This is a genomic window from Bacillus cereus (assembly GCF_025917685.1).
GTDB lineage: Bacteria > Bacillota > Bacilli > Bacillales > Bacillaceae_G > Bacillus_A > Bacillus_A cereus_AT.
This window is the reverse complement of sequence record NZ_CP089518.1, coordinates 4354603-4378930: the sequence shown is the minus strand read 5'-3', so window position 1 is coordinate 4378930 and position 24328 is coordinate 4354603. Positions and strand designations below refer to the sequence as shown.

The window sequence follows — 24328 nt, the reverse complement described above, 5'->3', positions numbered from 1 at the left end:
AGAAGGTTTCAAGTCTATAACTTGGAGGAAAAGAATGAACAATCGTATTTTAGTAGTTGATGATGAGGAGTTTATCTTAACTTTAATTGAATTTAATTTACAACAAGCTGGGTTTGAAGTTATAACAGCGATGGATGGAGAAATGGCGCTTCAAAAAGCGACAACAGAACGCCCAGATTTAATTATATTAGATTTAATGCTTCCGAAAATGGATGGTATGGAAGTTTGTAAAGAATTACGATTGCAGCGTGTTATGACGCCGATTTTAATGTTAACAGCAAAAGATGATGAATTTGATAAGGTGCTAGGTCTTGAACTTGGGGCAGATGATTATATGACGAAGCCATTTAGTCCAAGGGAAGTTGTTGCGCGTGTGAAGGCGATTTTGCGCCGTACGAAATTACAACATGAAGAACAAGCTGCAGAAGCGCCGGATGAAGATAGTATCACAATTGTAGACCTTAAAATTTTACCGGAGTTTTATGAGGCTTATTTCCAAGGAAGAAAGCTTGAATTAACCCCAAAAGAATTTGAACTACTTGTTTATCTTGCGAAAAATAAAAGTCGCGTGTTGACGCGTGATCAATTATTAAGTGCTGTATGGAATTATGACTTTGCTGGTGATACACGAATTGTTGATGTTCATATTAGCCACTTACGCGATAAAATTGAACAAAATACGAAAAAACCGACGTACATTAAAACGATACGTGGTTTAGGATATAAATTAGAGGAGCCAAAAGGGGATGAATAAATTTCGTTCCAGGCTTCTTTTTACATTTGTTTCTCTTATTGTATTTATTTTAGTCGGACTCGGTTTATTACTAGAAACTGTGTTTGAAAACTATTATATAGATCATGCGAAAGAGAGAATGGTACGAGAGACAGAGTATGTTGCAGTATTAGCAGAAGAACAAGGTTTTGATGATGTTTTAAAAAAGCCATATGTATTTGAAAAGTTAGAAGAAAAAATACCAGCTTCTATTGTATTTGTGGATGAAAAAAAGAGAGTTCAATATAGCAAAGGGCAACAATCTGTATTTAGTCAAGAGACGATTAAAGAGCTTTCTTCGGAAGCAGCAAAACAACGAAGTAAAGTGATTACGCAAGAAACAGATCAAAAGAATGAATTTTATCATGCGGTGTTCGTTCAAGATCTAGCAGGAAAACAAGGATACATTTTGGTAAAAAGTACAATTGAGCCATTGAAAGACGTACATCAAAAAACGTGGGGATTATTAATTATCGGATTTGTTATCGCTTGTCTCGTAGTCGTATTTTTAGGTATGAAAATTACGGGGCAATATATTAGGCCGATTGAATCGGTTACGAAAGTTGCCATTGAATTAGCAAAGGGAAATTATAAAGCACGCGCTTATGAAAGTCATTCGGATGAAACAGGGATGCTGAGTAAAGCGATTAATATTTTAGCTCGTAATTTACAAGAGATGACACTTGAGCAGGAAATGCAACAGGATCGTCTGCATACGTTAATTGAAAATATGGGAAGTGGAATGATTTTAATTGATAGCCGCGGTTATATAAACCTTGTAAATCGTTCTTATAAGGAAACTTTCCACGTAACAGATGAAGAATATTTAGATCGTTTATATTATGAATCGTTTCATCATACAGAAATTATTGAGCTTGTGGAAGAAATCTTTATGACAGAAGTGAAAGTGCGTAAACAAATGTTATTGCCGCTTGGAATTGAGCGAAAGCATTTTGAAGTATATGGAGCGCCGATTATCGGGACGAACCATGAATGGAAAGGTATTGTTCTTGTATTCCATGACATAACAGAGTTAAAGAAATTAGAACAAATGAGAAAAGACTTTTTAGCGAATGTTTCTCATGAACTAAAGACACCAATTACTTCTATTAAAGGTTTTTCAGAAACGCTCTTGGATGGGGCTATGGATAATAAAAAATTCTGTGAACATTTCTTACATATTATTTTAAAAGAAAGTGAACGCATGCAAGGATTAATTGAAGATTTATTAGACTTGTCAAAGATCGAGCAACAAGGGTTTAAACTAAATATGGGGACCGTTGATATGAAGGGACTTCTTGAAGATATTCATATGGTGCTTGATAATAAAGCAGGAGAAAAAGAAATCTCTTTACAAGTGAATGCATTAAAACGTGTCTCTGTCATTGGTGATCCAGGCCGCTTGAAACAAATCTTTATTAATTTAATTAATAACGCGATTGTATATACACCGGCTGGAGGCGTTGTTTCTGTTGAATTGGCAGAAGATAAATATAATGCTTATATAAAAGTATCTGATACTGGAATTGGTATTAGCAAAGAGGAAATCCCACGTATTTTTGAACGCTTTTACCGAGTGGATAAAGCAAGAAGTAGAAATACGGGTGGAACGGGTCTTGGTTTATCAATTGTGAAACATTTAGTTGAAGCACATCAAGGTACGATTACGGTGGATAGTGAGGTTGGGGAAGGAACAACATTTACGGTTGTTTTGCCAAAATCAGCTACTGAAAAATAGGATGAAGGATATTTACAATATATTAACAATGGCTTAATTAAATATTAATAAAGCTCTGTTAATATAATAGATGAAAACCCCTTCATCCAAGGAGTAATTTTGGACGAGAATAGTTATGCTGTTCTCGTCACTTCCCTTTTATGTTAGTAAACGTTTGTATATATGATAGAAAATAGCCGTTATTTTTCTTCTCTCTATTAGTCATGTTAATATAGAGAGAGGACAGGAACGGTTTTTTTTCTGTGGAAAAAATCGTTTCAAATATGTATGGGGAGGTTTGTAGTTTGGAAAAAAAAGTCGTATTAGTAGATGGTAATAATATCGCGTATCGTGCTTTCTTTGCACTACCGCTTTTAAATAACGACAAAGGTATACATACGAACGCAATTTATGGTTTTACAATGATGTTAATGAGGATACTAGAGGAAGAAAAACCGACGCATATGCTTGTGGCGTTTGATGCGGGGAAAACAACATTCCGTCATAAAACGTATAGTGATTACAAGGGAGGACGTCAAAAGACTCCACCTGAGTTATCAGAGCAATTCCCATTTATTCGCGAAGTACTTGATGCATTTAATGTTCCGCGCTATGAATTAGAAAACTATGAAGCGGATGACATTATGGGAACCCTAGCGAAGGAAGCGAGTGAGCAAGGGGCTTATGTAAAAGTTATTTCAGGAGATAAAGACTTACTTCAACTTGTTTCTGATAATACACTTGTATGTATTCCGCGCAAAGGGATTACAGAAGTAGATGAATATACGAAAGAAGCTTTATTTGAGAAATATAGCTTATCACCAAAGCAAATTATCGATATGAAAGGTTTGATGGGAGACCAATCAGATAACATTCCAGGTGTACCAGGTGTTGGTGAGAAGACAGCCATTAAATTATTAACGCAATTTGAAACGGTTGAAGCAGTATATGAAAACTTAGATCAAGTGAGCGGAAAGAAATTAAAAGAAAAGTTAGAAGCAAATAAAGAACAAGCACTTATGAGTAAAGAACTTGCGACGATTATTACAGACGCACCAATTACTGTGCATGTAGATGATATGGCATATAAAGGGTATGAACCAAGTGATGTTATTCCAATGTTTGAGAATTTAGGATTTACATCTCTTTTAAATAAGCTAGGTGTTACGCCTGAAGAAACAGCTCCAGCTGAATTAGATGATATTACATTTGATATTGTGGAAGAAGTTACAGAAGAAATGCTTCAGCAAGATAGTGCGCTTATTGTAGAAGTGCAAGAAGATAACTATCATAAAGCGGATATTCAAGGTTTTGGTATTCAAAATGAAAGTGGTTGTTACTTTATTTCGGCAGACATTGCTCTTAAATCAGATGCTTTCAAAGCATGGCTTGCAAATGGAGAAATGAGAAAGCATACATTTGATGCGAAGCGAGCTATCGTTGCACTCAAATGGAACGGTGTAGATATTCAAGGAATTGACTTTGATTTATTAATCGCTGCTTATTTACTTGATCCAGCTGATACGGATAAAGATTTCCGTACTGTAGCGAAAATGAAAGAAACGCATGCCGTGAAATCGGATGAAGAAGTTTACGGAAAAGGTGCGAAGCGTGCAGTTCCAGAGTTAGATGTAGTAGCGGAGCATGTAGCTCGTAAAGTGCATGTATTATATGATGTAAAGCAAACGTTCTTAGAAGAATTAAAAAAGAACGAGCAATATGAATTGTTTACAGAGTTAGAATTACCACTTGCGCGTGTATTAGCTGATATGGAAGTAAAAGGTGTAAAAGTTGATACGGAGCGTCTTCGTAATATGGGAGAAGAACTTGCAGGTAGATTAAAGGAAATGGAACAGGAAATTTATAAGCTTGCGGGAACGGAATTTAATATTAATTCACCGAAGCAACTTGGGGTTATTCTGTTTGAGAACTTAAACTTACCAGTTATTAAAAAGACGAAAACAGGTTATTCTACGTCGGCGGATGTATTAGATAAACTTATGGATCATCATGAAATTATTCCAAATATTTTACATTATCGTCAATTAGGAAAGCTAAATTCAACTTACATTGAAGGTTTATTGAAAGTTGTACATGAAGATTCATCTAAAATCCATACTCGTTTCAATCAAGTGTTAACGCAAACAGGTCGATTAAGTTCAACAGATCCGAACTTACAAAATATCCCGATTCGATTAGAAGAAGGAAGAAAAATTCGTCAGGCATTCGTTCCATCAGAAGAAGGATGGATCATGTACGCGGCTGATTATTCACAAATTGAACTTCGTGTGCTTGCTCATATTGCAAATGATCCAGGGTTAGTTGAAGCATTCCAACATGACATGGATATTCATACGAAAACAGCTATGGATGTATTCGGTGTTGGGAAAGATGAAGTAACATCTAACATGAGGCGACAAGCAAAAGCTGTTAACTTCGGAATTGTGTATGGCATTAGTGATTATGGTCTTTCGCAAAACTTAGGAATTACAAGAAAAGCAGCAGCGGAATTTATTGAAAAGTATTTAGAAAGTTTCCCTGGTGTACAAGAATACATGGATGAAATCGTAAAAGATGCGAAACAAAAAGGGTATGTGGTTACATTATTAAATCGTCGCCGTTATATTCCGGAAATTACGAGTCGTAATTTCAATTTACGTAGCTTTGCTGAGCGTACAGCTATGAATACACCAATTCAAGGTAGTGCGGCTGATATTATTAAAAAAGCGATGATTATTATGGCAGATCGTTTAGAAGAAGAAGGATTACAAGCACGTCTTCTTCTGCAAGTACACGATGAATTGATATTTGAGGCACCAAAAGAAGAAATTGAAAAATTAGAGAAGCTTGTACCTGAAGTAATGGAGCATGCAATTGAACTAGCCGTTCCATTGAAAGTTGATTATTCTTACGGTCCAACTTGGTACGATGCAAAATAAGGACGTGATGAAATGCCGGAATTACCAGAGGTTGAAAACGTTAGACGGACGCTTGAAAATCTTGTAACAGGAAAAACGATTGAAGATGTCGTTATTACTTATCCCAAAATAGTAAAACGACCGGATGATGCAGAAATCTTTAAAGAAATGCTAAGAGGCGAGACAATTGAAAATATAAAGCGAAGAGGAAAGTTTTTGCTTTTATATGTAACGAATTATGTCATTGTTTCACATTTGCGTATGGAAGGTAAGTTTTTACTTCATCAAGAGGGTGAGCCAATTGATAAACATACGCACGTCCGTTTCTTATTTACAGATGGAACTGAATTACATTATAAAGATGTGAGAAAGTTTGGTACGATGCATCTCTTTAAGAAAGGTGAAGAGTTGAATCAAATGCCTCTTGCTGACTTAGGCCCGGAGCCATTTGATGCTGAATTGACACCGCAGTATTTACAAGAAAGATTGCAAAAAACAAATCGTAAAATAAAAGTTGTATTATTAGACCAGCGTCTTTTAGTAGGGCTTGGAAATATATATGTAGATGAAGTTTTATTCCGTTCTCAAATTCATCCGGAACGAGAAGCGTCATCTTTAACAGTAGAAGAAATTGAACGGATTTATGAGGCGACTGTTACAACGCTAGGCGAAGCAGTGAAGCGTGGCGGAAGTACAATTCGAACGTATATCAACTCACAAGGGCAAATTGGTTCGTTCCAAGAACTTCTAAATGTATACGGAAAAAAAGGGGAACCTTGTGTGACTTGCGGTACGATATTAGAAAAAACAGTTGTTGGCGGAAGAGGAACGCATTACTGCCCGATTTGTCAGCCGAGAATATAGAAAAGAGATAACATCGGATAGGCATTTGTCATATACATACAGCAGAGCTATGTATAAGGGAGGAGCTTACCGATGTACCTTTATTTATCTCTTATTTTATTAGCTTTTACATTAAGCTTAGATAGCTGTAGTGTAGGGCTAACATACGGATTAAGGAGTGTAAGAATTCCACTAAGATCAATTATAATTATCGGGATCTGTTCAGCAGCTGTCATGCTCGTATCCATGGGAATTCGACATATGATCGCGAAAATATTTTCACCAGTTATCGCAACGCGTATCGGTGGGCTTGTTCTTATTGGAATCGGGATTTGGGTATTATATCAATTTTTTCGGAGTGATAAAAAAGAAGAACTGAAGCAAGAGGAGAAGGTTTGGAAATTAGAAATTGCTTCTCTAGGGCTAGTGATTCAAATTTTGAGGAAACCGACTGTTGCGGATTTTGATAAATCAGGAACTATATCTGCAGGTGAAGCGCTACTTCTCGGTATTGCTCTTTCTATCGATTCGTTTGGTGCTGGAATTGGTGCATCCTTATTAGGTTATGCACCTGCTATGATGGCGATATTAGTCGCGGTTATGAGTTCTTTATTTTTATTTATTGGAATGAAGCTTGGCACGGTTTTGTCGAATATGAAGTGGTTACAAAAATTTACATTCCTGCCTGGGGTATTACTCATTATTATTGGAATTTGGAAAATGTAAGTATGGGCGTGGAACATTAGTTTCGCGCCTTTTATATTGTGAGGAGGATTATTATGACAGTGGTAATTGGATTAACGGGAGGTATTGCAAGCGGAAAAAGTACGGTATCAGAAATGTTTCGTGAACTAAATATACCAGTTATTGATGCTGATATTATTGCACGAGAAGTTGTAGAACGAGGAAAGCCAGCATATAACAAAATTGTAGAGGTGTTTGGAACGGAAGTGTTACAAGAAGATGGGGAGCTTGATCGACCTAAATTAGGAAGTGTCGTTTTTTATAATGAAGAAAAACGATTGCAGTTAAACAAAATTGTGCATCCTGCGGTACGTGAAGAAATGAATGCGAAAAAGGAGATGTACATAAAAGAAGGTATGCAAGCGGTTGTGTTAGATATCCCTCTTTTGTTTGAAAGTAACTTAACAAATCTCGTTGATCGTGTTTTAGTTGTAGCAGTTATGCCGAGTACGCAATTAGAACGTTTAATGAAACGGAATAATTTTTCAGAAGAAGAAGCAACGGCGCGTATTCAATCTCAAATGCCATTGGAAGAAAAAGTAAAGCGTGCAGATGAAGTGATAAATAATGATGGCACAATTATGGGAACGAAAACACAATTACAGGTAATTTTAAAGAAGTGGAACATTATTAACTAAAAAATTGTGAAATTAATGAAAATGCTTAGTGACATATCCCCTTTTTGTGTTATACTATTATTGGGATTGGAGATAAATAGTATAACGCATTCAAGGGGGATAACATATTATGACTCGTGTGGCAATTAATGGATTTGGACGTATTGGGAGAATGGTATTTCGTCAAGCAATAAAAGAAAGCGCATTCGAAATTGTAGCAATCAATGCAAGCTATCCATCAGAAACGTTAGCACATTTAATTAAATATGATACAGTTCATGGTAAGTTTGACGGAACAGTAGAAGCATTTGAAGATCACTTATTAGTTGATGGGAAAATGATTCGCCTTTTAAACAACCGCGATCCAAAGGAATTGCCTTGGACAGATTTAGGTGTTGAAGTTGTAATTGAAGCAACTGGTAAATTTAACTCGAAAGAAAAAGCAATTCTTCACGTTGAAGCTGGAGCGAAAAAAGTTATTTTAACAGCGCCTGGTAAAAATGAAGATGTAACAATTGTAGTTGGTGTGAACGAAGACCAATTAGATATTACAAAACATACTGTTATTTCAAATGCATCTTGTACAACAAACTGTTTAGCACCTGTTGTAAAGGTGTTAGATGAGCAGTTCGGAATTGAAAACGGTTTAATGACGACTGTTCATGCTTATACAAATGACCAAAAAAATATTGATAACCCACATAAAGATTTAAGAAGAGCACGTGCTTGCGGACAGTCTATCATTCCGACAACGACGGGTGCTGCGAAAGCGCTATCAAAAGTTCTTCCGCACTTAAACGGCAAACTTCATGGTATGGCACTTCGTGTACCAACACCAAACGTGTCTCTTGTTGACCTAGTAGTGGACGTGAAACGTGATGTAACAGTTGAAGATATTAATGAAGCGTTCAAAACTGTTGCAAACGGTGCATTAAAAGGAATTGTAGAATTCAGCGAAGAGCCTTTAGTGTCTATCGATTTTAATACAAATACACACTCAGCTATTATTGATGGTTTGTCTACAATGGTAATGGGTGATCGTAAAGTGAAAGTACTTGCTTGGTATGATAACGAGTGGGGCTACTCTCGTCGTGTTGTAGATCTTGTAACGTTAGTTGTTGATGAATTAGCGAAACAAAAAAATGTGCAACATATTTAAGTGAACGAGAGAGAGAGGGCAAGTGAAAATTTGCTCTCTTTTTTATTTTTTTCTGAAAAGGAAAAAAATTATATAAGTATATTTTCAAATAGTGGACATACCACGAAACGTTGGGATTACTGTATTCGTGAATCATTAATTTTTTTTAGGGAAAAGTAAAGAGGAAAATATGACAGAAAATCGAAAAAACTGTTGTTGCAAAATGAAAATAAACAAAGTATACTAACACTCGTAAACTTAAGAGCTGAGGTACGTAGTCACTACTTAAAGGGTTAGGACCTCTCTGGACTAACTTTCCCCCGTGGTAGTGGAGCAAGCCAAATTGCAAATTAGTTTTCAATTCGAACAGTTAGAATAAATTTACAAGGGGGAACTGTAGAATGGATACTATGGATACGATGGGTCGTCACGTGATTGCTGAACTTTGGGATTGCGATTTCGACAAGCTTAATGACATGCCGTATATTGAACAATTATTTGTGGATGCAGCACTAAGAGCTGGTGCTGAAGTACGTGAGGTTGCTTTTCATAAATTTGCACCACAAGGTGTAAGTGGAGTAGTAATTATCTCGGAATCACATTTAACAATTCATAGCTTTCCGGAGCACGGTTACGCAAGTATTGATGTTTATACTTGTGGGGATCGTATTGATCCAAATGTTGCTGCAGAATATATTGCAGAAGGTTTAAACGCGAAAACGCGTGAGAGCATCGAGCTTCCTCGAGGCACTGGTAGCTTCGAAATTAAGCAGAGAGAAACAAAAGCTCTTTAAAAAAGAACATAATTGATTTAAAATGTAAAGAGGTGTATAATGCACCTCTTTTTTAGTTTATATAAAATAGGATCATGATGTGTAATAACTTAGAGTGGTCAGTGTATAAGAATGAGTTATATAATATTGTATATATATTTTCACATGTAGGTGAGTAGCGAAAAAATAAAGATTATATTGTAAAGGAGTGAATGAATTGCGTTGTCCATCCTGTTTTCATAATGGCACAAGAGTGTTAGATTCGCGTCCGGTAGACGAGGGGCGCTCTATTCGAAGAAGAAGAGAGTGTGAAAGTTGTTTAAGTCGCTTTACAACATTTGAAAGAGTAGAAGAATCACCTCTTATCGTTGTTAAAAAAGAAGGAACACGAGAAGAGTTTAATAAAGAGAAGATTTTACGCGGTTTAATTAAAGCGTGTGAAAAAAGACCTGTATCTTTAAGACAGTTAGAGGAAGTAACACAAAGTGTGGAACGTGAACTTCGTAACTTAGGTATATCAGAAGTGAAAAGTGATATGATTGGTGAAATTGTTATGGAAGAACTTCGTGATATTGATGATGTTGCTTACGTACGTTTTGCTTCTGTGTATCGTCAATTTAAAGATTTAAATGTATTTATTGAAGAATTAAAAGATATACTGCAAAAAGAGAGAGAGTAGAAGGTGTAGTATATTCTCCTTATATACTGTAAGTAAATGAGATAAGAGAGCTAGAAGCGGAAGCTAATAGCTCTTTTTCGCTAAGAAATTATATAATAAAGATAGAACGAGTGAAATATAGGTTAGATTGGATAAGAGAAAGGAAAAGCAAGAATGGAAAAACAGTCATGGATGGAGCTATTGCCGATTGATCGTTATAAGGTAAGTGCGAAAGGGTTGTTACATAATTACGACCGGAAAGTTTTAACAATGTTGTATCAGCCATTAATAGGTAGTAGAGCTTTTAGCTTATACATGACGCTATGGGGGGAGCTTGAGCAAGATCGTGTATTTGGAAAAGAGAATACACATCACTCCCTTATGGTGACCATGCAAATGCAACTTCCTGAAATATATGAGGAACGAGTAAAGTTAGAGGCGATTGGGCTTTTAAATGTATATATTAAAAAAGAAAAAGATATTCGAATGTTTATATATGAGTTGCAACCACCGTTATCTCCGAAGCAGTTTTTTGATGATATTGTTTTAAGTATCTTTTTATACAATCGATTGAGTCGGACAAAATATAACCAAATAAAGCAATATTTCTTAGAAGAAGAATTCGATTTTACTTCTTATGAAAATGTTACGCGCTCCTTCAATGATGTATTTGATTCATTTAACCCAGGTCAGTTTGAGCATGCGCAAGAAGAACTTCGTATCCCCAAAACGACAACTATGCCAAGTAACGAGAAGGGGGATGCTCCGAAAGTTTGGAATGATTTCTTTGATTTCCCTTTATTTGTGGAAGGGTTATCAGCGCTTGTTCCTAAAAAGGCGATTACAGATCAAGTACGAGAATGTGTCATTACACTCGCTTATGTGTACGGTGTGGATGTGTTATCAATGCAAAATATCGTTCTTGGTACGGTGACAGAGATGCAAACAATTGATATCGAAAGACTTCGAAAAGGAGCTCGCGATTGGTATCAATTTGAAAATGGTCAAGCATTACCTGTATTAAGTGAAAGAGTGCAACCTCATGCTGCACGTACGATGAAAGAGAAAGAGCCATCTACGCAAGAAGAAATGCTAATGAAGCAGTTAGAGGAAATATCGCCAAAACAACTATTGAAAGAGATTTCAGGCGGTGCAGAAGCAACGAAAGCAGACTTGCAAATTGTCGAGGATGTAATGATAAACCAAAAGTTAACGCCAGGGGTTGTGAATGTACTTATTTATTATGTTATGCTACGCTCAGATATGAAACTTGCGAAAACGTATGTTGAGAAGATCGCTGGACATTGGGCACGAAAAAAGGTCGGTACAGTAGCTGAAGCGATGGCATTAGCGAAAGAAGAAAACCGCCAATATCAAGAGTGGGCTGAGACGAAGAAAAAAGGTCGTACGGCGAAGAAAACGGTACGAAGAGAAATGGTACCAGATTGGCTTAAAGAAGAGCCGAAAGAAGAAGTGAAAGAAACTGTGAAAACGGACGTGAGTGTTAAGAAAAATACAAGTTCGTTAGAAGATGAGCGGAAGCGATTAGAAGAAGTGTTGAAAAAATATAAGCGTGATTAATAAAAAAGAATGAACGCTCTTTGAGGTGAGGAAATGGAGCATATTCAAAATTCATTTGCGAAATTAATGGAAAATAAAAATTTTAAAAATAGATATGAAGTCTTAAAGACAGAAGTGATGGCGCACCCGCGTGTGAAAGAATTTATAGACGAACATAAAGGTGAAGTAACGACTTCGATGATTGAACGAAGTCTTGTGAAGTTGTATGAATATATTGGACAAAGTGTAGGGTGTGCGGATTGTCCGGATTTAGGTTCATGTAAAAACATGCTACAAGGATATGAGCCGAAGCTCGTCATCCAAGGTAAGATGATTGATATTCAATACGATCGTTGCATTAGAAAAGTAGCATATGATGAGAGAAAAAAATATGAAAAACTTGTTCAAAGTGTATATATGCCAGCTGACATTTTACAGGCAACTATGGAAAATTTAGACCCTTCAGAGTTAGATGCACGTATTGATGCAATAGGTGCAGCGAATGAATTTTTAAACACATACGAACCGGGTAAAAAAGTACAAGGTTTATATCTGTACGGTAAATTTGGTGTAGGGAAAACGTATCTTTTAGGGGCAATTGCAAATGAGCTTGCTCGAAAGAAAATTAGTTCGATGCTCGTATACTTCCCTGAATTTCTACGTGAAATTAAAAGTTCGATTCAAGATAATTCGATTGGTGAAAAGATTGATGCGGTTAAACGCGTACAAGTATTAATGTTAGATGATATCGGAGCAGAAGCGATGTCAAGTTTTGTGCGTGATGATGTGCTTGGCGCAATCTTGCAGTTCCGTATGTTAGAAAACTTACCGACGTTCTTTACGTCTAACTTTGATTTCAAGGAGTTGGAACATCATTTAACGTATACACAACGCGGTGAGGCAGAGCAAATGAAAGCAGCACGTATTATGGAACGAATTAAATATTTAGCGAAGCCAATTCCAATTGGTGGGAAGAACCGTCGTCATAAGTAAAAGAGCAAGCTGAGAAGCTTGCTCTTTTTTGTTATAGTGATGATGTTTTGGAGATAAGATCAAAGTATTCAAGGTGTCTAAAACTAACACTTTCTTCATAACGATGTAGTAACTCTTAAGCAGTTTACATATGACGAAGGAACCTTTCGATTTGATTTTTATAATGTATATACTCAAACATCTTAATACCGTCCGTTTATCCTAATTCGTGAGGGCTAATAATTAGTAGGGAATGAGGATGCCTTCACAGATTAAAGTTTCACTTTATCCCGCTATTTGTGGGAGTCGGGCTGCCCGTAAACGCCCGATTGGTGAAGGCTAATAATCAGTGGGGGACGAACAAAACCTCCACTGATTAAAGTTTCACTTTATCATAATGGTCAAATTGTTGAAAATTCATAGTAGCTTGTATCATTTTTTTCTCTCCCCCTTAATATATATAAAATTAGCAAGCCATATCGAGTGGATTTTCTAACGATGGGAGATATATTTCTACTAAGAGTGAACTTCCACAGATCGGACTCTTATAGGATTTGTAACGTATAGATGCAATCCTTTAGAGCGGGGATAAAAGGGGGGACAAAAGTGATTGAAATTTGCTTCGAAGAAAAAAATGATGCTGCGCACGTATACAGACAACTAACGAAAAGAACGGAATCTTTATACAAGGAAACAAGTGTATATTTAGATGGGCAAAAGGTTATTATTCATATACCATTATGTGAATCGAATTATATTGAAAAGATTTTATTGCCAGTACTACTATATTTCATTATGAATGTGAAACAAAATGAATGGATTCATACCATTTTAAAGGAAAAGTTTTTTTACGAAGAACAAGAAGAGTGTCATCACATCTTGCATATGGCACAGGAGATATTAAAAGAAAGAAGAAAAGGAGTGGCTCGTGATTTAACGCGTCATAAATTTGAGACCTATATTATGTCATCTTTAAATGATTGGCTTTGTGATCCGCTTTCATTCTCGTTTTCATCATATGTTCGTTTTCGTCTTCGTACATATAGGGAAATGGTAGCTAGGCTTGCTGAAGTTGCAATTGATGAGTATAAAATGGAGCAAGAATACCAAATGTTCATTGAGACCCTTCGTCAACAAGTAAGTAGCCGGAAATCACGTTTGTCCTGTGTGCATCTTATTTTTGATGAAAGTTTTATTTTCTATGATGATAAAGGTAGACGTTTAAAACAGGAGAGGTTGGTCCAATATATAGATGAGGAATTATTAAAGCAAAAGGATGTATATATCGATACGAAAGTAATTGCGCCACTTCTTTCTATTTCGCCGAAAAAGATTTATTTATATACGAAAGAACAAGATCATAATATGATCATTACTTTGCGAAATGTATTTCAAGAACGGGTCCAATTACATGGATTACATGAGTTTGAGCGCAATGTGAAAAATTTAAAAAATAAAGGTAACGCCCTTGATTTTCTAAGTTTTTGAGCATATAATTACCTACATAAATGAAATATATTGAAATGTCATGATGAGGACATGAGTAGTTATCTACGATTTTCAGAGAGGGAAGCCTTAGGGTGTAAGCTTCCTAGTACGGGATTATTACTTACCACCTCTAAACTTTAGCAGTGAACGTTTTTCTAGTAATTGCTAACGGACAACACCGTTATGTTGAACTTGAGCAATTAACAATAAGGTTAATTGGAACAAGGGTGGAACCACGAATTCAACACTCGTCCCTTTTTACGGGATGAGTGTTTTTTATTTTGAAAAAAAAGAGGAGTGACCAGTGATGGCAGACGTAGTTAAAATTACTTTCCCTGATGGAGCTGTGAAGGAGTTTCCAAAAGGCGTAACAACTGAAGAAATCGCAGCTTCTATTAGCCCAGGCTTAAAGAAAAAAGCTGTGGCTGGAAAATTAAACGATGAGATGATCGATCTTGTTACACCAATCGAAGAAGATGGTGCAGTTTCTATTATTACATTAGATTCTGAAGATGGCTTATACATTTTACGCCATTCAACAGCTCACCTTTTAGCACAAGCGTTAAAACGTTTATATAAAGATGTTAAGCTTGAGCTTGGCATTGGTCCAGTAATCGAAAATGGCTTCTACTACGATATCGATATGGAAGAAGCGATTACAGTTGAAGACTTCAAGAAAATCGAAAAAGAAATGCAAAAAATTGTAAACGAGAACTTAGAAATCGTTCGTCATGAAGTACCACGTGCAGAAGCACTTCGTCGCTTTGAAGAAATCGGCGATGAGTTAAAATTAGATTTAATTAACGATCTTCCAGAAGATGCAGTTATTTCAATCTATGAGCAAGGCGAATTCTTCGACCTTTGCCGTGGTGTTCATCTTCCATCTACAGGGAAAATTAAAGTATTTAAATTATTAAGTGTTGCAGGTGCTTACTGGCGCGGCGACAGCAATAATAAAATGTTACAACGTATTTACGGTACTGCATTCGTTAAGAAAACAGAATTAGATGAGCACTTACGCATGCTTGAAGAAGCGAAAGAGCGCGATCACCGTAAACTAGGTAAAGAGTTAAAACTATTTACTAATAGTCAAAAAGTAGGACAAGGCTTACCACTTTGGTTACCAAAAGGTGCAACAATCCGCCGTATTATCGAGCGTTACATCGTTGATAAAGAAGCGAGCTTAGGCTATGATCACGTATACACTCCAGTGCTAGGAAGCAGAGAGCTTTATGAAACTTCTGGTCACTGGAATCACTACCGTGATGGCATGTTCCCATCAATGGAAATGGATAATGAAGAGTTAGTTCTTCGTCCAATGAACTGCCCTCACCATATGATGGTTTATAAAAATGATATTCACAGCTACCGTGAATTACCAATCCGTATTGCGGAACTTGGAACAATGCACCGCTATGAAATGTCAGGTGCGTTATCTGGATTACAACGTGTACGCGGAATGACTTTAAATGATGCGCACATTTTCGTTCGTCCGGATCAAATTAAAGAAGAGTTAAAACGTGTTGTAAACTTAACTTTAGAAGTGTACAAAGATTTCGGCTTAGAAAACTATTCATTCCGTCTATCTTATCGTGACCCAGCAGATACTAAAAAGTATTATGCTGATGATGAGATGTGGGAAAAAGCACAAGGTATGTTAAAAGAAGCTATGGATGAAATGGGTCTTGATTACTATGAAGCTGAAGGTGAAGCGGCATTCTACGGTCCAAAACTTGACGTTCAAGTTCGTACTGCTCTTGGAAAAGACGAAACACTTTCAACTGTACAATTAGACTTCTTACTTCCGGAACGCTTTGAATTAACTTACGTTGGTGAAGACGGTAAACAACATCGTCCAGTTGTAATCCACCGTGGTGTTGTATCAACTATGGAACGTTTCGTAGCCTTCTTAATTGAAGAATACAAAGGCGCATTCCCAACTTGGTTAGCTCCAGTTCAGGCGCAAGTAATTCCTGTTTCTCCGCAAGTGCATTTAGACTATGCGAAGAAAGTACAAGATGAATTACGACGTGCTGGTATCCGTGTTGAATTAGACACTCGTGAAGAGAAAATTGGTTACAAAATCCGTGAAGCACAAATGCAAAAAATCCCGTATATGCTTGTAGTAGGTGACAATGAAGTGGCTGAAAACGGCGTAAACGTACGTAAATATGGTGAACAAAAATCAGAAACAATTGCATTAGATGCTTTTGTTGACATGATTAAAGTAGAAGGAAAACGATAAGAAAAAGCCGCGGTATACCGCGGCTTTTCTATGTAATATAAGTGAAAAAAATTAGAAAAAATAACCATGTAACACTTATCATAAAAAAGTATTGCAAGTATGTTAGTTGTTTGTTACAATATTTCTTGTTGTTAGTAAAACACATCGCGTCTTCTTGACAGACGTCATGTCCTATGATAAACTCATCAAGGATAATAGAATATGGTTTTGGAACAAGTAGAAGCACCCGCTTCTCACCTGATGGACGCATTCGCAGTTAGCAGGTAAATGTATTTCTTACTTAAGATATTACAAGTGTGGGTGCCGTATGCCCGCACTTTTTTTGTTCGGGTTCTACAATTACAAAACATATTCTGAAAAAACCTTGGAGGTGGCTTACTATTAGCAAGGATATGATGATTAACGAGCAAATTCGTGCACGTGAAGTACGTTTAGTTGGCGCAAATGGCGATCAACTTGGAATCAAGTCTCGTAATGACGCTTTAGACTTAGCTGCAAGTCTTAATCTTGATTTAGTATTAGTTGCTCCAAATGCGAAACCGCCAGTATGCCGCATTATGGACTACGGTAAATTCCGCTTTGAGCAACAGAAGAAAGAAAAAGAACAGCGCAAAAATCAAAAAGTAATCAGCATGAAAGAAGTTCGTTTAAGTCCAACAATTGATGAACACGACTTTAACACAAAACTTCGTAATGCTATCAAGTTTTTAGAGAAAGGCGACAAGGTTAAAGCGTCAATTCGCTTTAAAGGACGTGCCATTACTCATAAAGAAATCGGTCAACGTGTTTTAGATCGCTTCTCAGAAGCTTGTGCTGAAGTTAGTACAATCGAATCTAAGCCTAAAATGGAAGGACGTAGTATGTTCTTAGTTTTAGCACCGAAAAACGATAAGTAATAGATAGAGGAGGAAATACCTATGCCTAAACAAAAAACTCATCGCGGCGCTGCAAAGCGTTTCAAAAAGACTGGATCAGGTAAACTGAAACGTTCTCACGCTTACACAAGCCATTTATTCGCTAACAAATCTACAAAAGCTAAACGTAAACTACGTAAAGCTGGTGTAGTAAGCGCTGGTGACTTCAAACGCATTCGTCAAATGCTTGACAACTTAAAATAAGTTCGGCTGATATATAGAACAATTAGGAGGTAATATTATGCCAAGAGTAAAAGGTGGTACAGTTACTCGTCAACGTCGTAAAAAAGTAATAAAATTAGCAAAAGGTTATTACGGTTCTAAAAATACATTATTCAAGGTTGCTAACCAACAGGTTATGAAATCTCTAATGTATGCATTCCGTGACCGCCGTCAAAAGAAACGTGACTTCCGTAAATTATGGATTACACGTATCAACGCAGCAGCTCGTATGAATGGTCTTTCTTACAGCCGCTTAATGCACGGTCTTAAAAATGCTGGCATCGAAGTTAACCGCAAGATGCTTGCTGACTTAGCTGTTCATGACGAAAAAGCTTTCGCTGAATTAGCAACAGTTGCAAAAAACAACATTAACTAATTAATTAGTTGAAGCCTTAGAAGATTTTTCTTCTAAGGTTTTTTGTTTACATTTATTGTAAATATTCAATGATTTGCAAAATCCTTCAGTATTATCGTTATCGATATGACAAAATCAATGCGAAAACTATAGTGATATAGAAGAATATGTGTATAAAGTCGGGAGAATCCTCCTGGCTTTTTTTATTTATGCTCCTTTGGAAAGAAGAGTATCTTTCCTAGCAGAAACGACACTGCTATAATGGAAAGATGATATGGAACTTTCATCAGATAAAGTAAAACTTTAATCAGTGAGGTGTTATCCTCGGCTAAATATTAGCCATCACCAATGAGGTGAACAATCGAATAGCGATGATTGAAACGTATTTGCAAATTAAGGACAAGCTATTTTATAAAGAGTTAGGTAGCTGACTTATTAATAAGAACTGAAAAATAATAATGAACTTTGAGATGAAACAACATTGTTGCGTAAAATGCGATGTTGGAGGAGGACAATAGAATGGACTTACTACAACTATTTAAACTACAAAAAGAATTAGATGACCGTATTGTGAAAGAACATGACTTACAACCAAAAAAATTGTTAAAAGAAAAAATGTTAGCTCTTCTTGTAGAAATTGGAGAACTTGCAAATGAAACACGTTGTTTTAAATATTGGAGCAATAAACCAGCATCAGAGCGTGAAGTAATATTAGAAGAATACGTAGATGGTTTACATTTTATCTTATCAATCGGAATCGATTTAGGAATTGATAAAAACTTCTTATTCTATAAATGTGCGCAAACGAATAAAACGCAAGTAGAAATTTTCTTAGACACATATGCAAAAGTGATTCGATTTACAGATCAACCTTCTATTACGAACTATATTGAACTATTTACAAGTTATCTTCGCCTTGGACAAGCGCTTGAATTTGAACAAGAAGAGATTGAAAAGGCGTATTTAGACAAAAATGAAGTAAATCATCAGCGTCAAACACAAGGATACTAATTTAATTTTTGAATATTTCAATTTCCTTTTGTATAATAAAGTGACTGAAGAAAAAGGAGGGTGTTGGCAATGACAAAATTAGACGCGACATTGACAATGCTAAAAGAATTAACAGACGCACGCGGTATTGCGGGTAATGAGCGCGAACCACGTGAAGTAATGAAGAAATATATTGAGCCGTTTGCAGATGAACTTTCTACTGATAATTTAGGAAGTTTAGTTGCGAAAAAAGTTGGGGAAGAAAATGGCCCGAAAATTATGGTTGCAGGTCATTTAGATGAAGTTGGCTTTATGCTTACGCAAATTGATGACAAAGGCTTCCTTCGTTTCCAAACGGTTGGTGGCTGGTGGTCGCAAGTTATGCTGGCACAGCGCGTAACAATTGTAACGCGTAAAGGAGATATAACAGGTGTGATTGGTTCGAAACCACCGCACATTTTACCTCCAGAAGCTCGTAAAAAGCCAGTTGACATTAAAGACATGTTCATCGATATTGGTGCTTCTAGCCAAGAAGAGGCAATGGAGTGGGGCGTAAGACCAGGAGATCAAGTTGTACCTTACTTTGAATTCCAAGTAATGAAGAATGAAAAGATGTTACTTGCAAAAGCATGGGATAACCGAATTGGTTGTGCAATTGCAATTGATGTATTAAAACAATTAAAAGATGAAAAACATCCAAACGTTGTATACGGCGTTGGGACTGTACAAGAAGAAGTTGGTCTTCGTGGTGCGAAAACATCTGCGAATTATATCAAACCAGATATCGCGTTCGCAGTAGATGTTGGTATCGCTGGAGATACACCGGGTGTAACGTCAAAAGAAGCGCAAAGTAAAATGGGCGATGGACCGCAGATCATTTTATATGATGCTTCTGTTATTGGTCATACAGGTTTACGTGACTTTGTAGTTGATGTTGCTGATGAATTACAAATTCCATATCAGTATGATTCTGTAGCCGGCGGGGGAACAGATGCAGGAGCAATTCACATTTCTGTAAACGGTATTCCGTCTATGGCAATTACGATTGCGACACGCTACATTCATTCTCATGCGGCAATGTTACACCGTGATGACTATGAAAATGCAGTGAAGTTAATTGTAGAAGTTATTAAACGTCTTGATAAAGAGGCTGTACATAACATTACATTTAATTAATAGAAAAAAGCGAAGGATAACCTCCTTCGCTTTTTTCATTTTTAAAACGGTCTTTCTAATCCTGCTGCAGTATGAGCTCCTAAAATAATTAAGCGAGTTAATTGCATTGCCATGAAATGTGGGGTATAAATCATGCCTCTTTTTAACCATGACATAATCATTCCGATATGAGCGCCTGTAACATAACTAATAAGAATATCACGAGGGACCATAAGGTCTTCATCATCTGGCTGGGAAATAGATAAGCTTAATGTTAAATGTGTTTGAATTGCTTTCATCATTTTATGAGTATAGTTTCCAACTGCTTTATCACCAAGCATAACGTTATAGAATTTAGCGTTTTCTGCGATATGCTCAAATAAAGCCAAAAATGTCGGATATGGTGAATCGAATGTCAGTTGAAACTCTTCTTTATTTTTATTTTTAGGCTTAATTACTTCTGTTAACTTCTCTAACATTTCTTCGATACTTTTTTCTAATAGGTCATATTTATCTTGGTAATGGCTATAAAACGTAGCGCGATTTACAGGAGCACGTTCTGCAATATGTTGGACAGTTACATTTTCAAATCCTTTTTCGCCTACTAAAGCGACAAAAGCATCCTGTATGAGTTGTCTCGTTCGTTTTACACGTGGATCATTTGTATTTTTAATAGACATTGTTACTTCTCCTTGTTTAATTTTTTGCACTTAAACAACACAATGATATTGTATTGTTGTTTAAGCAACATTTCATACTTAAATTGTCGGTTGTAGATTCGGCATAATTATTTATAATTATAAACGATAGTCCTTTAGAAATCAGCACCGCTCGCAGACAGACGAAATAAGGTTTGTACTGCAAAGGGTGTGATTTTTTTGGTTAAAAGTTAATATAATTAACAATTAAGCAATCTAAACAAAAAGGATGTAAATAGTTTAGAAAAAAATTATATGCGATATAAGGAGAGGAATGCAATGAATCAGTTTCGAAGAATGGTAATTATCAACATTATCACATTAATTGTATTAGTTGGCGGCGGTATTGGCGGTTATTACTATTACAATCAAACGGAAAACTATTTAAAAACAGACAATGCAAAAATTGACGGAAAGGTAATTCCAATTGCGTCACCAGTAGCGGGTAAGTTAACAGACTGGAAAGCTGAAGTAGGCAAAAATTACAATGAGAACGATAAATTAGGTGCTGTTACTGTAGCGGCAACAAATGGAGAACAAACAGTAGATGTAACGATTCCACAAAATGCGACAGTTGTACAATCAAACGCAACAACAAATGCATTCGTTGGAGCGGGAAGCCCAATTGCTTACGCATTTGATATGAATAATTTATGGGTAACAGCAAACATTGAAGAAACAACTATTGATGATGTTCAAAAAGGCCAAACAGTAGATGTGTATGTAGATGCATACCCAGATACAACGTTAACAGGAAAAGTAGAACAAGTTGGATTAACAACAGCAAATACATTCTCAATGTTACCATCAAGTAACGCAACAGCGAACTATACGAAAGTAAAGCAAGTTGTACCAGTTAAAATTTCTTTAGACCATAGTAAATCAGTAAATATTGTTCCTGGAATGAATGTGTCAGTTCGTATTCATAAGTAAGGGGGAGATGAGATGTCCTCAATTGCAATTGTAGGATATGCACTATTTTGTATAATCGTCTTCTTCCTTGTAAATCGTCTTTTACGAAAGAAAAAAACGAATATGGGAGAAGAACAAGTCCCAGCCGTAAGTAAAATAGAGGTAACAGAAACAGAAACAAAAACAGAAACAGAAACAAAAACAGAAACAGAACTTGAACAAAAACAAGAAATAGAAGCTTCTAACGTAGTGGAATTAGAAATAGGGAAGCAAGAGCAAGTAAAGCAGGAAAAAGAAATGCTGAAGAGACAATTGCCGGTAGAGAATGTGAATGTAAAGGCAGTTGTAGCTGTATTAATTCTTGGTATGTTCGTTTCTATTTTAAACCAAACAATCATTAATGTTGCATTGCCTCCATTAATGAACGAATTTAACGTATCAACTTCAACGGCCCAATGGTTAATTACAGGCTTCATGCTTGTGAACGGAATTTTAGTACCGATTAGTGCCTTTTTAGTTTCACGATTTACGTATCGTAAATTATTCGTAGCGGCAATGTTATTTTTCACGGTAGGATCTATCATTTGTGCTACATCAGGTAACTTTACAATGATGATGACAGGCCGCATTATTCAAGCGGTCGGTGCAGGTATTTTAATGCCGGTTGGTATGAATATCTTCATGACATTATTCCCGCCTCATAAGCGCGGAGCAGCGATGGGATTACTAGGGGTAGCAATGATTTTAGCGCCAGCTATTGGACCAACTATAACAGGTTGGGTGATTGAAAATTATAGCTGGAACTTAATGTTCTACGGTATGTTTGTGATCGGTTTAATTATTACGTTCTTATCTTTAAAATTCTTCACACTAGCACAGCCGGTGTCTAAAACAAAGTTAGATGTATTTGGTGTTATTAGTTCAAGTATTGGACTAGGAAGCTTATTGTACGGATTTAGTGAAGCTGGAAATAATGGCTGGACTAGTGCAGAAGTTGTTATAACACTTATCATCGGTGTTATTGGTTTAGCAGTATTTATTTGGAGAGAGTTAACAACGGACAATAAAATGCTTGATTTACAAGTGTTTAAATATCCAACGTTCACTTTCACATTATTAATTAACGCAATCGTAACGATGGCATTATTCGGAGGTATGTTATTACTTCCAGTATATCTGCAAAATATTCGCGGCTTTACGCCGATGGAATCTGGTCTACTACTCCTTCCGGGATCATTAATTATGGGGATTATGGGACCAGTTGCAGGTAAACTATTTGATAAGTATGGTATTCGTCCGTTAGCAATTGTCGGATTAGCCATTACAACATTTGCAACATATAAATTTACGACGTTATCGATGGATACACCGTATAGCGTTATTATGACGGATTATATTATACGTTCAATTGGTATGTCATTCATTATGATGCCAATTATGACAGCTGGTATGAACGCGTTACCGATGAAATTAATTTCTCACGGTACAGCAACGCAAAATACGTCAAGACAAGTAGCTGGTTCAATTGGGACAGCGATTTTAATTACACTTATGACGCAACAAACAACTGCTCACGTAGCGGATTACGGCAATATGTTAACAACGTCAAACCCAATTTTAGTTGATAAAGTGCACGGTATGGGCCAAAGCTTAGCGGCATTAGCTGGATCAGCTCAAGCAGGAGATGCGATGAGTACGCAACTATTATTCGGACAAATTTCAAAGCTATCTGCAATTAATGGTATTAACGATGCCTTCTTAATTGCAACGATATTAGCAGGTGTTGCTTGGGTATTATCGTTCTTCTTACCATCAGGCAATAAACCAAATAGAAAAGCAGGGAATTAATTTCCCTGCTTTTTTATGTTTTTATGTAGTTAAATATAAAAGATGATAAGCAGTCAAAGAGCATAATCCCGTTATAAACAAAATTATCCCCATAGAACGAATATGTGTTAATTGTCTTCCACTTATAATAGCTAATAGTCCGGCTAAAGGGAAGAAGCCCCAATATAAAGTTCCTGAAATTGGAAGCATCCGCTCTAAATCTATTCCATAGCCTATACAAATGATAGGAACAACGATAAGTAATATGCTAATCAATCCCACTATAAAAGTAAGTAATTTCCGATATTTAATTCCAGCAATAATTAAAAAAATGCCAACGATGACTTCACATAGCATCAAAATAGGGCCTAAAATAATCCAAACTAATAATCCGGTAGCTTCCATGTGTAACAACTTCTTAACGAATGAAATATGAATCAGGCATAGACATGAGCTGATAACAAATAGCTGCGAACAGTCCTACCGAGAAAATAATGAATCCCGTATTACGTATACTTTTAATTTTTGAACGTGCCCCATTAATTCCTGCTAATAAACCAGCTAGAGAGAAAAGCACCCAATATAGAACCGCTGGAATATGAAGAATATCCTCTCCGTTTATACCTTTGTTCAAAAAAATAAAAGGCATTATAACGAATGAGCAGCAAATAATCCCCATTAAAATAGCAAGGAATTTACGATGAATAATTCCGGTTACCACTAAAAAAATACCACCAGCAATTCCGCACAACATGAGAAGCGGCATAAAAAGCATCCAAATAATACTGAATATGTATAAACTCCTTTATA

At 36.3% G+C, this 24328-nt stretch carries 23 protein-coding genes and 2 other annotated features; of the genes, 20 read left to right on the top strand and 3 right to left on the bottom strand.

Features of this window, described 5'->3' with window-relative positions:
* Positions 1-34 precede the first annotated feature (34 nt).
* From phoP to LUS72_RS22650, 18 genes are all read left to right on the top strand, one after another.
* A complete protein-coding gene (gene phoP / locus LUS72_RS22735) occupies positions 35-754 on the top strand; it encodes a two-component system response regulator PhoP (protein WP_097832094.1) in 720 nt (239 codons plus the stop codon).
* Positions 747-2510: a sensory box histidine kinase PhoR gene (gene phoR, locus LUS72_RS22730; RefSeq protein WP_264448297.1), complete on the top strand. Its 1764-nt coding sequence runs from the start codon at positions 747-749 to the stop codon at positions 2508-2510. The genes phoP and phoR overlap by 8 nt, the downstream gene beginning before the upstream one ends.
* A 284-nt stretch (positions 2511-2794) precedes the next feature.
* A complete protein-coding gene (gene polA / locus LUS72_RS22725; RefSeq protein WP_141533473.1) occupies positions 2795-5428 on the top strand; it encodes a DNA polymerase I in 2634 nt (877 codons plus the stop codon).
* Between the two features lie 12 nt (positions 5429-5440).
* Positions 5441-6271, top strand: coding sequence for a DNA-formamidopyrimidine glycosylase (gene mutM, locus LUS72_RS22720; protein WP_097832091.1), 831 nt, complete (start codon positions 5441-5443; stop codon positions 6269-6271).
* A gap of 72 nt (positions 6272-6343) precedes the next feature.
* Positions 6344-6976 carry a sporulation membrane protein YtaF gene (gene ytaF / locus LUS72_RS22715; RefSeq protein ID WP_264448296.1) on the top strand — a complete coding sequence of 211 codons (633 nt, stop codon included), beginning with the start codon at positions 6344-6346 and terminating at the stop codon, positions 6974-6976.
* Positions 6977-7029: 53 nt separating this feature from the next.
* Positions 7030-7632 carry a dephospho-CoA kinase gene (coaE, locus tag LUS72_RS22710; protein ID WP_097832089.1) on the top strand — a complete coding sequence of 201 codons (603 nt, stop codon included), beginning with the start codon at positions 7030-7032 and terminating at the stop codon, positions 7630-7632.
* A gap of 109 nt (positions 7633-7741) precedes the next feature.
* Positions 7742-8770 carry a glyceraldehyde-3-phosphate dehydrogenase gene (locus LUS72_RS22705; protein WP_097832088.1) on the top strand — a complete coding sequence of 343 codons (1029 nt, stop codon included), beginning with the start codon at positions 7742-7744 and terminating at the stop codon, positions 8768-8770.
* 389 nt (positions 8771-9159) lie between these two features.
* Positions 9160-9543 (top strand): adenosylmethionine decarboxylase, encoded by a 384-nt coding sequence (gene speD / locus LUS72_RS22700; RefSeq protein WP_002003660.1) that lies wholly within the window; start codon positions 9160-9162, stop codon positions 9541-9543.
* Positions 9544-9739: 196 nt separating this feature from the next.
* On the top strand, positions 9740-10201 hold the full coding sequence (gene nrdR / locus LUS72_RS22695) for a transcriptional regulator NrdR (RefSeq protein ID WP_001203686.1): 462 nt from the start codon (positions 9740-9742) through the stop codon (positions 10199-10201).
* A gap of 153 nt (positions 10202-10354) precedes the next feature.
* A complete protein-coding gene (locus LUS72_RS22690; RefSeq protein WP_097832087.1) occupies positions 10355-11761 on the top strand; it encodes a replication initiation and membrane attachment family protein in 1407 nt (468 codons plus the stop codon).
* A 33-nt stretch (positions 11762-11794) separates the two neighbouring features.
* Positions 11795-12733 carry a primosomal protein DnaI gene (gene dnaI / locus LUS72_RS22685; RefSeq protein WP_097832086.1) on the top strand — a complete coding sequence of 313 codons (939 nt, stop codon included), beginning with the start codon at positions 11795-11797 and terminating at the stop codon, positions 12731-12733.
* A gap of 585 nt (positions 12734-13318) precedes the next feature.
* A complete protein-coding gene (ytxC, locus tag LUS72_RS22680; protein WP_264448295.1) occupies positions 13319-14200 on the top strand; it encodes a putative sporulation protein YtxC in 882 nt (293 codons plus the stop codon).
* 31 nt (positions 14201-14231) lie between these two features.
* Positions 14232-14459 (top strand) — a binding site (T-box leader).
* A 48-nt stretch (positions 14460-14507) separates the two neighbouring features.
* Positions 14508-16445 carry a threonine--tRNA ligase gene (gene thrS, locus LUS72_RS22675; RefSeq protein ID WP_097832084.1) on the top strand — a complete coding sequence of 646 codons (1938 nt, stop codon included), beginning with the start codon at positions 14508-14510 and terminating at the stop codon, positions 16443-16445.
* Positions 16446-16653: 208 nt separating this feature from the next.
* Positions 16654-16774 (top strand) — a sequence feature (ribosomal protein L20 leader region).
* A gap of 63 nt (positions 16775-16837) precedes the next feature.
* On the top strand, positions 16838-17341 hold the full coding sequence (gene infC / locus LUS72_RS22670; RefSeq protein ID WP_170960745.1) for a translation initiation factor IF-3: 504 nt from the start codon (positions 16838-16840) through the stop codon (positions 17339-17341).
* Positions 17342-17362: 21 nt separating this feature from the next.
* Positions 17363-17563 carry a 50S ribosomal protein L35 gene (gene rpmI, locus LUS72_RS22665; protein WP_001125945.1) on the top strand — a complete coding sequence of 67 codons (201 nt, stop codon included), beginning with the start codon at positions 17363-17365 and terminating at the stop codon, positions 17561-17563.
* Between the two features lie 37 nt (positions 17564-17600).
* A complete protein-coding gene (rplT, locus tag LUS72_RS22660; protein WP_001138362.1) occupies positions 17601-17957 on the top strand; it encodes a 50S ribosomal protein L20 in 357 nt (118 codons plus the stop codon).
* Between the two features lie 498 nt (positions 17958-18455).
* Positions 18456-18947 carry a dUTP diphosphatase gene (locus tag LUS72_RS22655; protein WP_000365057.1) on the top strand — a complete coding sequence of 164 codons (492 nt, stop codon included), beginning with the start codon at positions 18456-18458 and terminating at the stop codon, positions 18945-18947.
* 69 nt (positions 18948-19016) lie between these two features.
* Positions 19017-20102: a M42 family metallopeptidase gene (locus tag LUS72_RS22650; RefSeq protein WP_000163562.1), complete on the top strand. Its 1086-nt coding sequence runs from the start codon at positions 19017-19019 to the stop codon at positions 20100-20102.
* A 41-nt stretch (positions 20103-20143) separates the two neighbouring features.
* Here LUS72_RS22650 and LUS72_RS22645 read toward each other — a convergent pair whose 3' ends face one another.
* Entirely contained in the window at positions 20144-20761 is a 618-nt protein-coding gene (locus LUS72_RS22645) for a TetR/AcrR family transcriptional regulator (RefSeq protein WP_097832083.1), read from the bottom strand.
* Positions 20762-21058: 297 nt separating this feature from the next.
* Here LUS72_RS22645 and LUS72_RS22640 point away from each other — a divergent pair, with 297 nt between their 5' ends.
* Both LUS72_RS22640 and LUS72_RS22635 read left to right on the top strand, forming a co-directional pair.
* Positions 21059-21712, top strand: coding sequence for an HlyD family secretion protein (locus LUS72_RS22640; RefSeq protein WP_264448294.1), 654 nt, complete (start codon positions 21059-21061; stop codon positions 21710-21712).
* Positions 21713-21724: 12 nt separating this feature from the next.
* Positions 21725-23539, top strand: a complete 1815-nt coding sequence (locus LUS72_RS22635) for a DHA2 family efflux MFS transporter permease subunit (protein ID WP_264448293.1) — start codon at positions 21725-21727, stop codon at positions 23537-23539.
* Positions 23540-23560: 21 nt separating this feature from the next.
* Here the strand turns inward: LUS72_RS22635 and LUS72_RS22630 are convergent, their stop codons facing one another.
* Together LUS72_RS22630 and LUS72_RS22625 are read right to left on the bottom strand one after the other, a co-directional pair.
* Entirely contained in the window at positions 23561-23923 is a 363-nt protein-coding gene (locus tag LUS72_RS22630) for an ammonia permease (RefSeq protein ID WP_264448292.1), read from the bottom strand.
* A 13-nt stretch (positions 23924-23936) separates the two neighbouring features.
* Positions 23937-24311 carry an ammonia permease gene (locus LUS72_RS22625; RefSeq protein WP_264449078.1) on the bottom strand — a complete coding sequence of 125 codons (375 nt, stop codon included), beginning with the start codon at positions 24309-24311 and terminating at the stop codon, positions 23937-23939.
* Between the last annotated feature and the right edge of the window lie 17 nt (positions 24312-24328).

Coding starts and splice junctions, on each gene's coding strand:
- rplT (WP_001138362.1), top strand. CDS start 17,601: ATGCCAAGAGTAAAAGGTGGTACAGTTACTCGTCAACGTCGTAAAAAA.
- dnaI (WP_097832086.1), top strand. CDS start 11,795: ATGGAGCATATTCAAAATTCATTTGCGAAATTAATGGAAAATAAAAAT.
- LUS72_RS22655 (WP_000365057.1), top strand. CDS start 18,456: ATGGACTTACTACAACTATTTAAACTACAAAAAGAATTAGATGACCGT.
- LUS72_RS22690 (WP_097832087.1), top strand. CDS start 10,355: ATGGAAAAACAGTCATGGATGGAGCTATTGCCGATTGATCGTTATAAG.
- LUS72_RS22705 (WP_097832088.1), top strand. CDS start 7,742: ATGACTCGTGTGGCAATTAATGGATTTGGACGTATTGGGAGAATGGTA.
- ytaF (WP_264448296.1), top strand. CDS start 6,344: ATGTACCTTTATTTATCTCTTATTTTATTAGCTTTTACATTAAGCTTA.
- LUS72_RS22650 (WP_000163562.1), top strand. CDS start 19,017: ATGACAAAATTAGACGCGACATTGACAATGCTAAAAGAATTAACAGAC.
- rpmI (WP_001125945.1), top strand. CDS start 17,363: ATGCCTAAACAAAAAACTCATCGCGGCGCTGCAAAGCGTTTCAAAAAG.
- thrS (WP_097832084.1), top strand. CDS start 14,508: ATGGCAGACGTAGTTAAAATTACTTTCCCTGATGGAGCTGTGAAGGAG.
- phoR (WP_264448297.1), top strand. CDS start 747: ATGAATAAATTTCGTTCCAGGCTTCTTTTTACATTTGTTTCTCTTATT.
- infC (WP_170960745.1), top strand. CDS start 16,838: ATGATGATTAACGAGCAAATTCGTGCACGTGAAGTACGTTTAGTTGGC.
- LUS72_RS22635 (WP_264448293.1), top strand. CDS start 21,725: ATGTCCTCAATTGCAATTGTAGGATATGCACTATTTTGTATAATCGTC.
- phoP (WP_097832094.1), top strand. CDS start 35: ATGAACAATCGTATTTTAGTAGTTGATGATGAGGAGTTTATCTTAACT.
- speD (WP_002003660.1), top strand. CDS start 9,160: ATGGATACGATGGGTCGTCACGTGATTGCTGAACTTTGGGATTGCGAT.
- mutM (WP_097832091.1), top strand. CDS start 5,441: ATGCCGGAATTACCAGAGGTTGAAAACGTTAGACGGACGCTTGAAAAT.
- coaE (WP_097832089.1), top strand. CDS start 7,030: ATGACAGTGGTAATTGGATTAACGGGAGGTATTGCAAGCGGAAAAAGT.
- LUS72_RS22640 (WP_264448294.1), top strand. CDS start 21,059: ATGAATCAGTTTCGAAGAATGGTAATTATCAACATTATCACATTAATT.
- LUS72_RS22645 (WP_097832083.1), bottom strand. CDS start 20,761: ATGTCTATTAAAAATACAAATGATCCACGTGTAAAACGAACGAGACAA.
- LUS72_RS22630 (WP_264448292.1), bottom strand. CDS start 23,923: ATGGAAGCTACCGGATTATTAGTTTGGATTATTTTAGGCCCTATTTTG.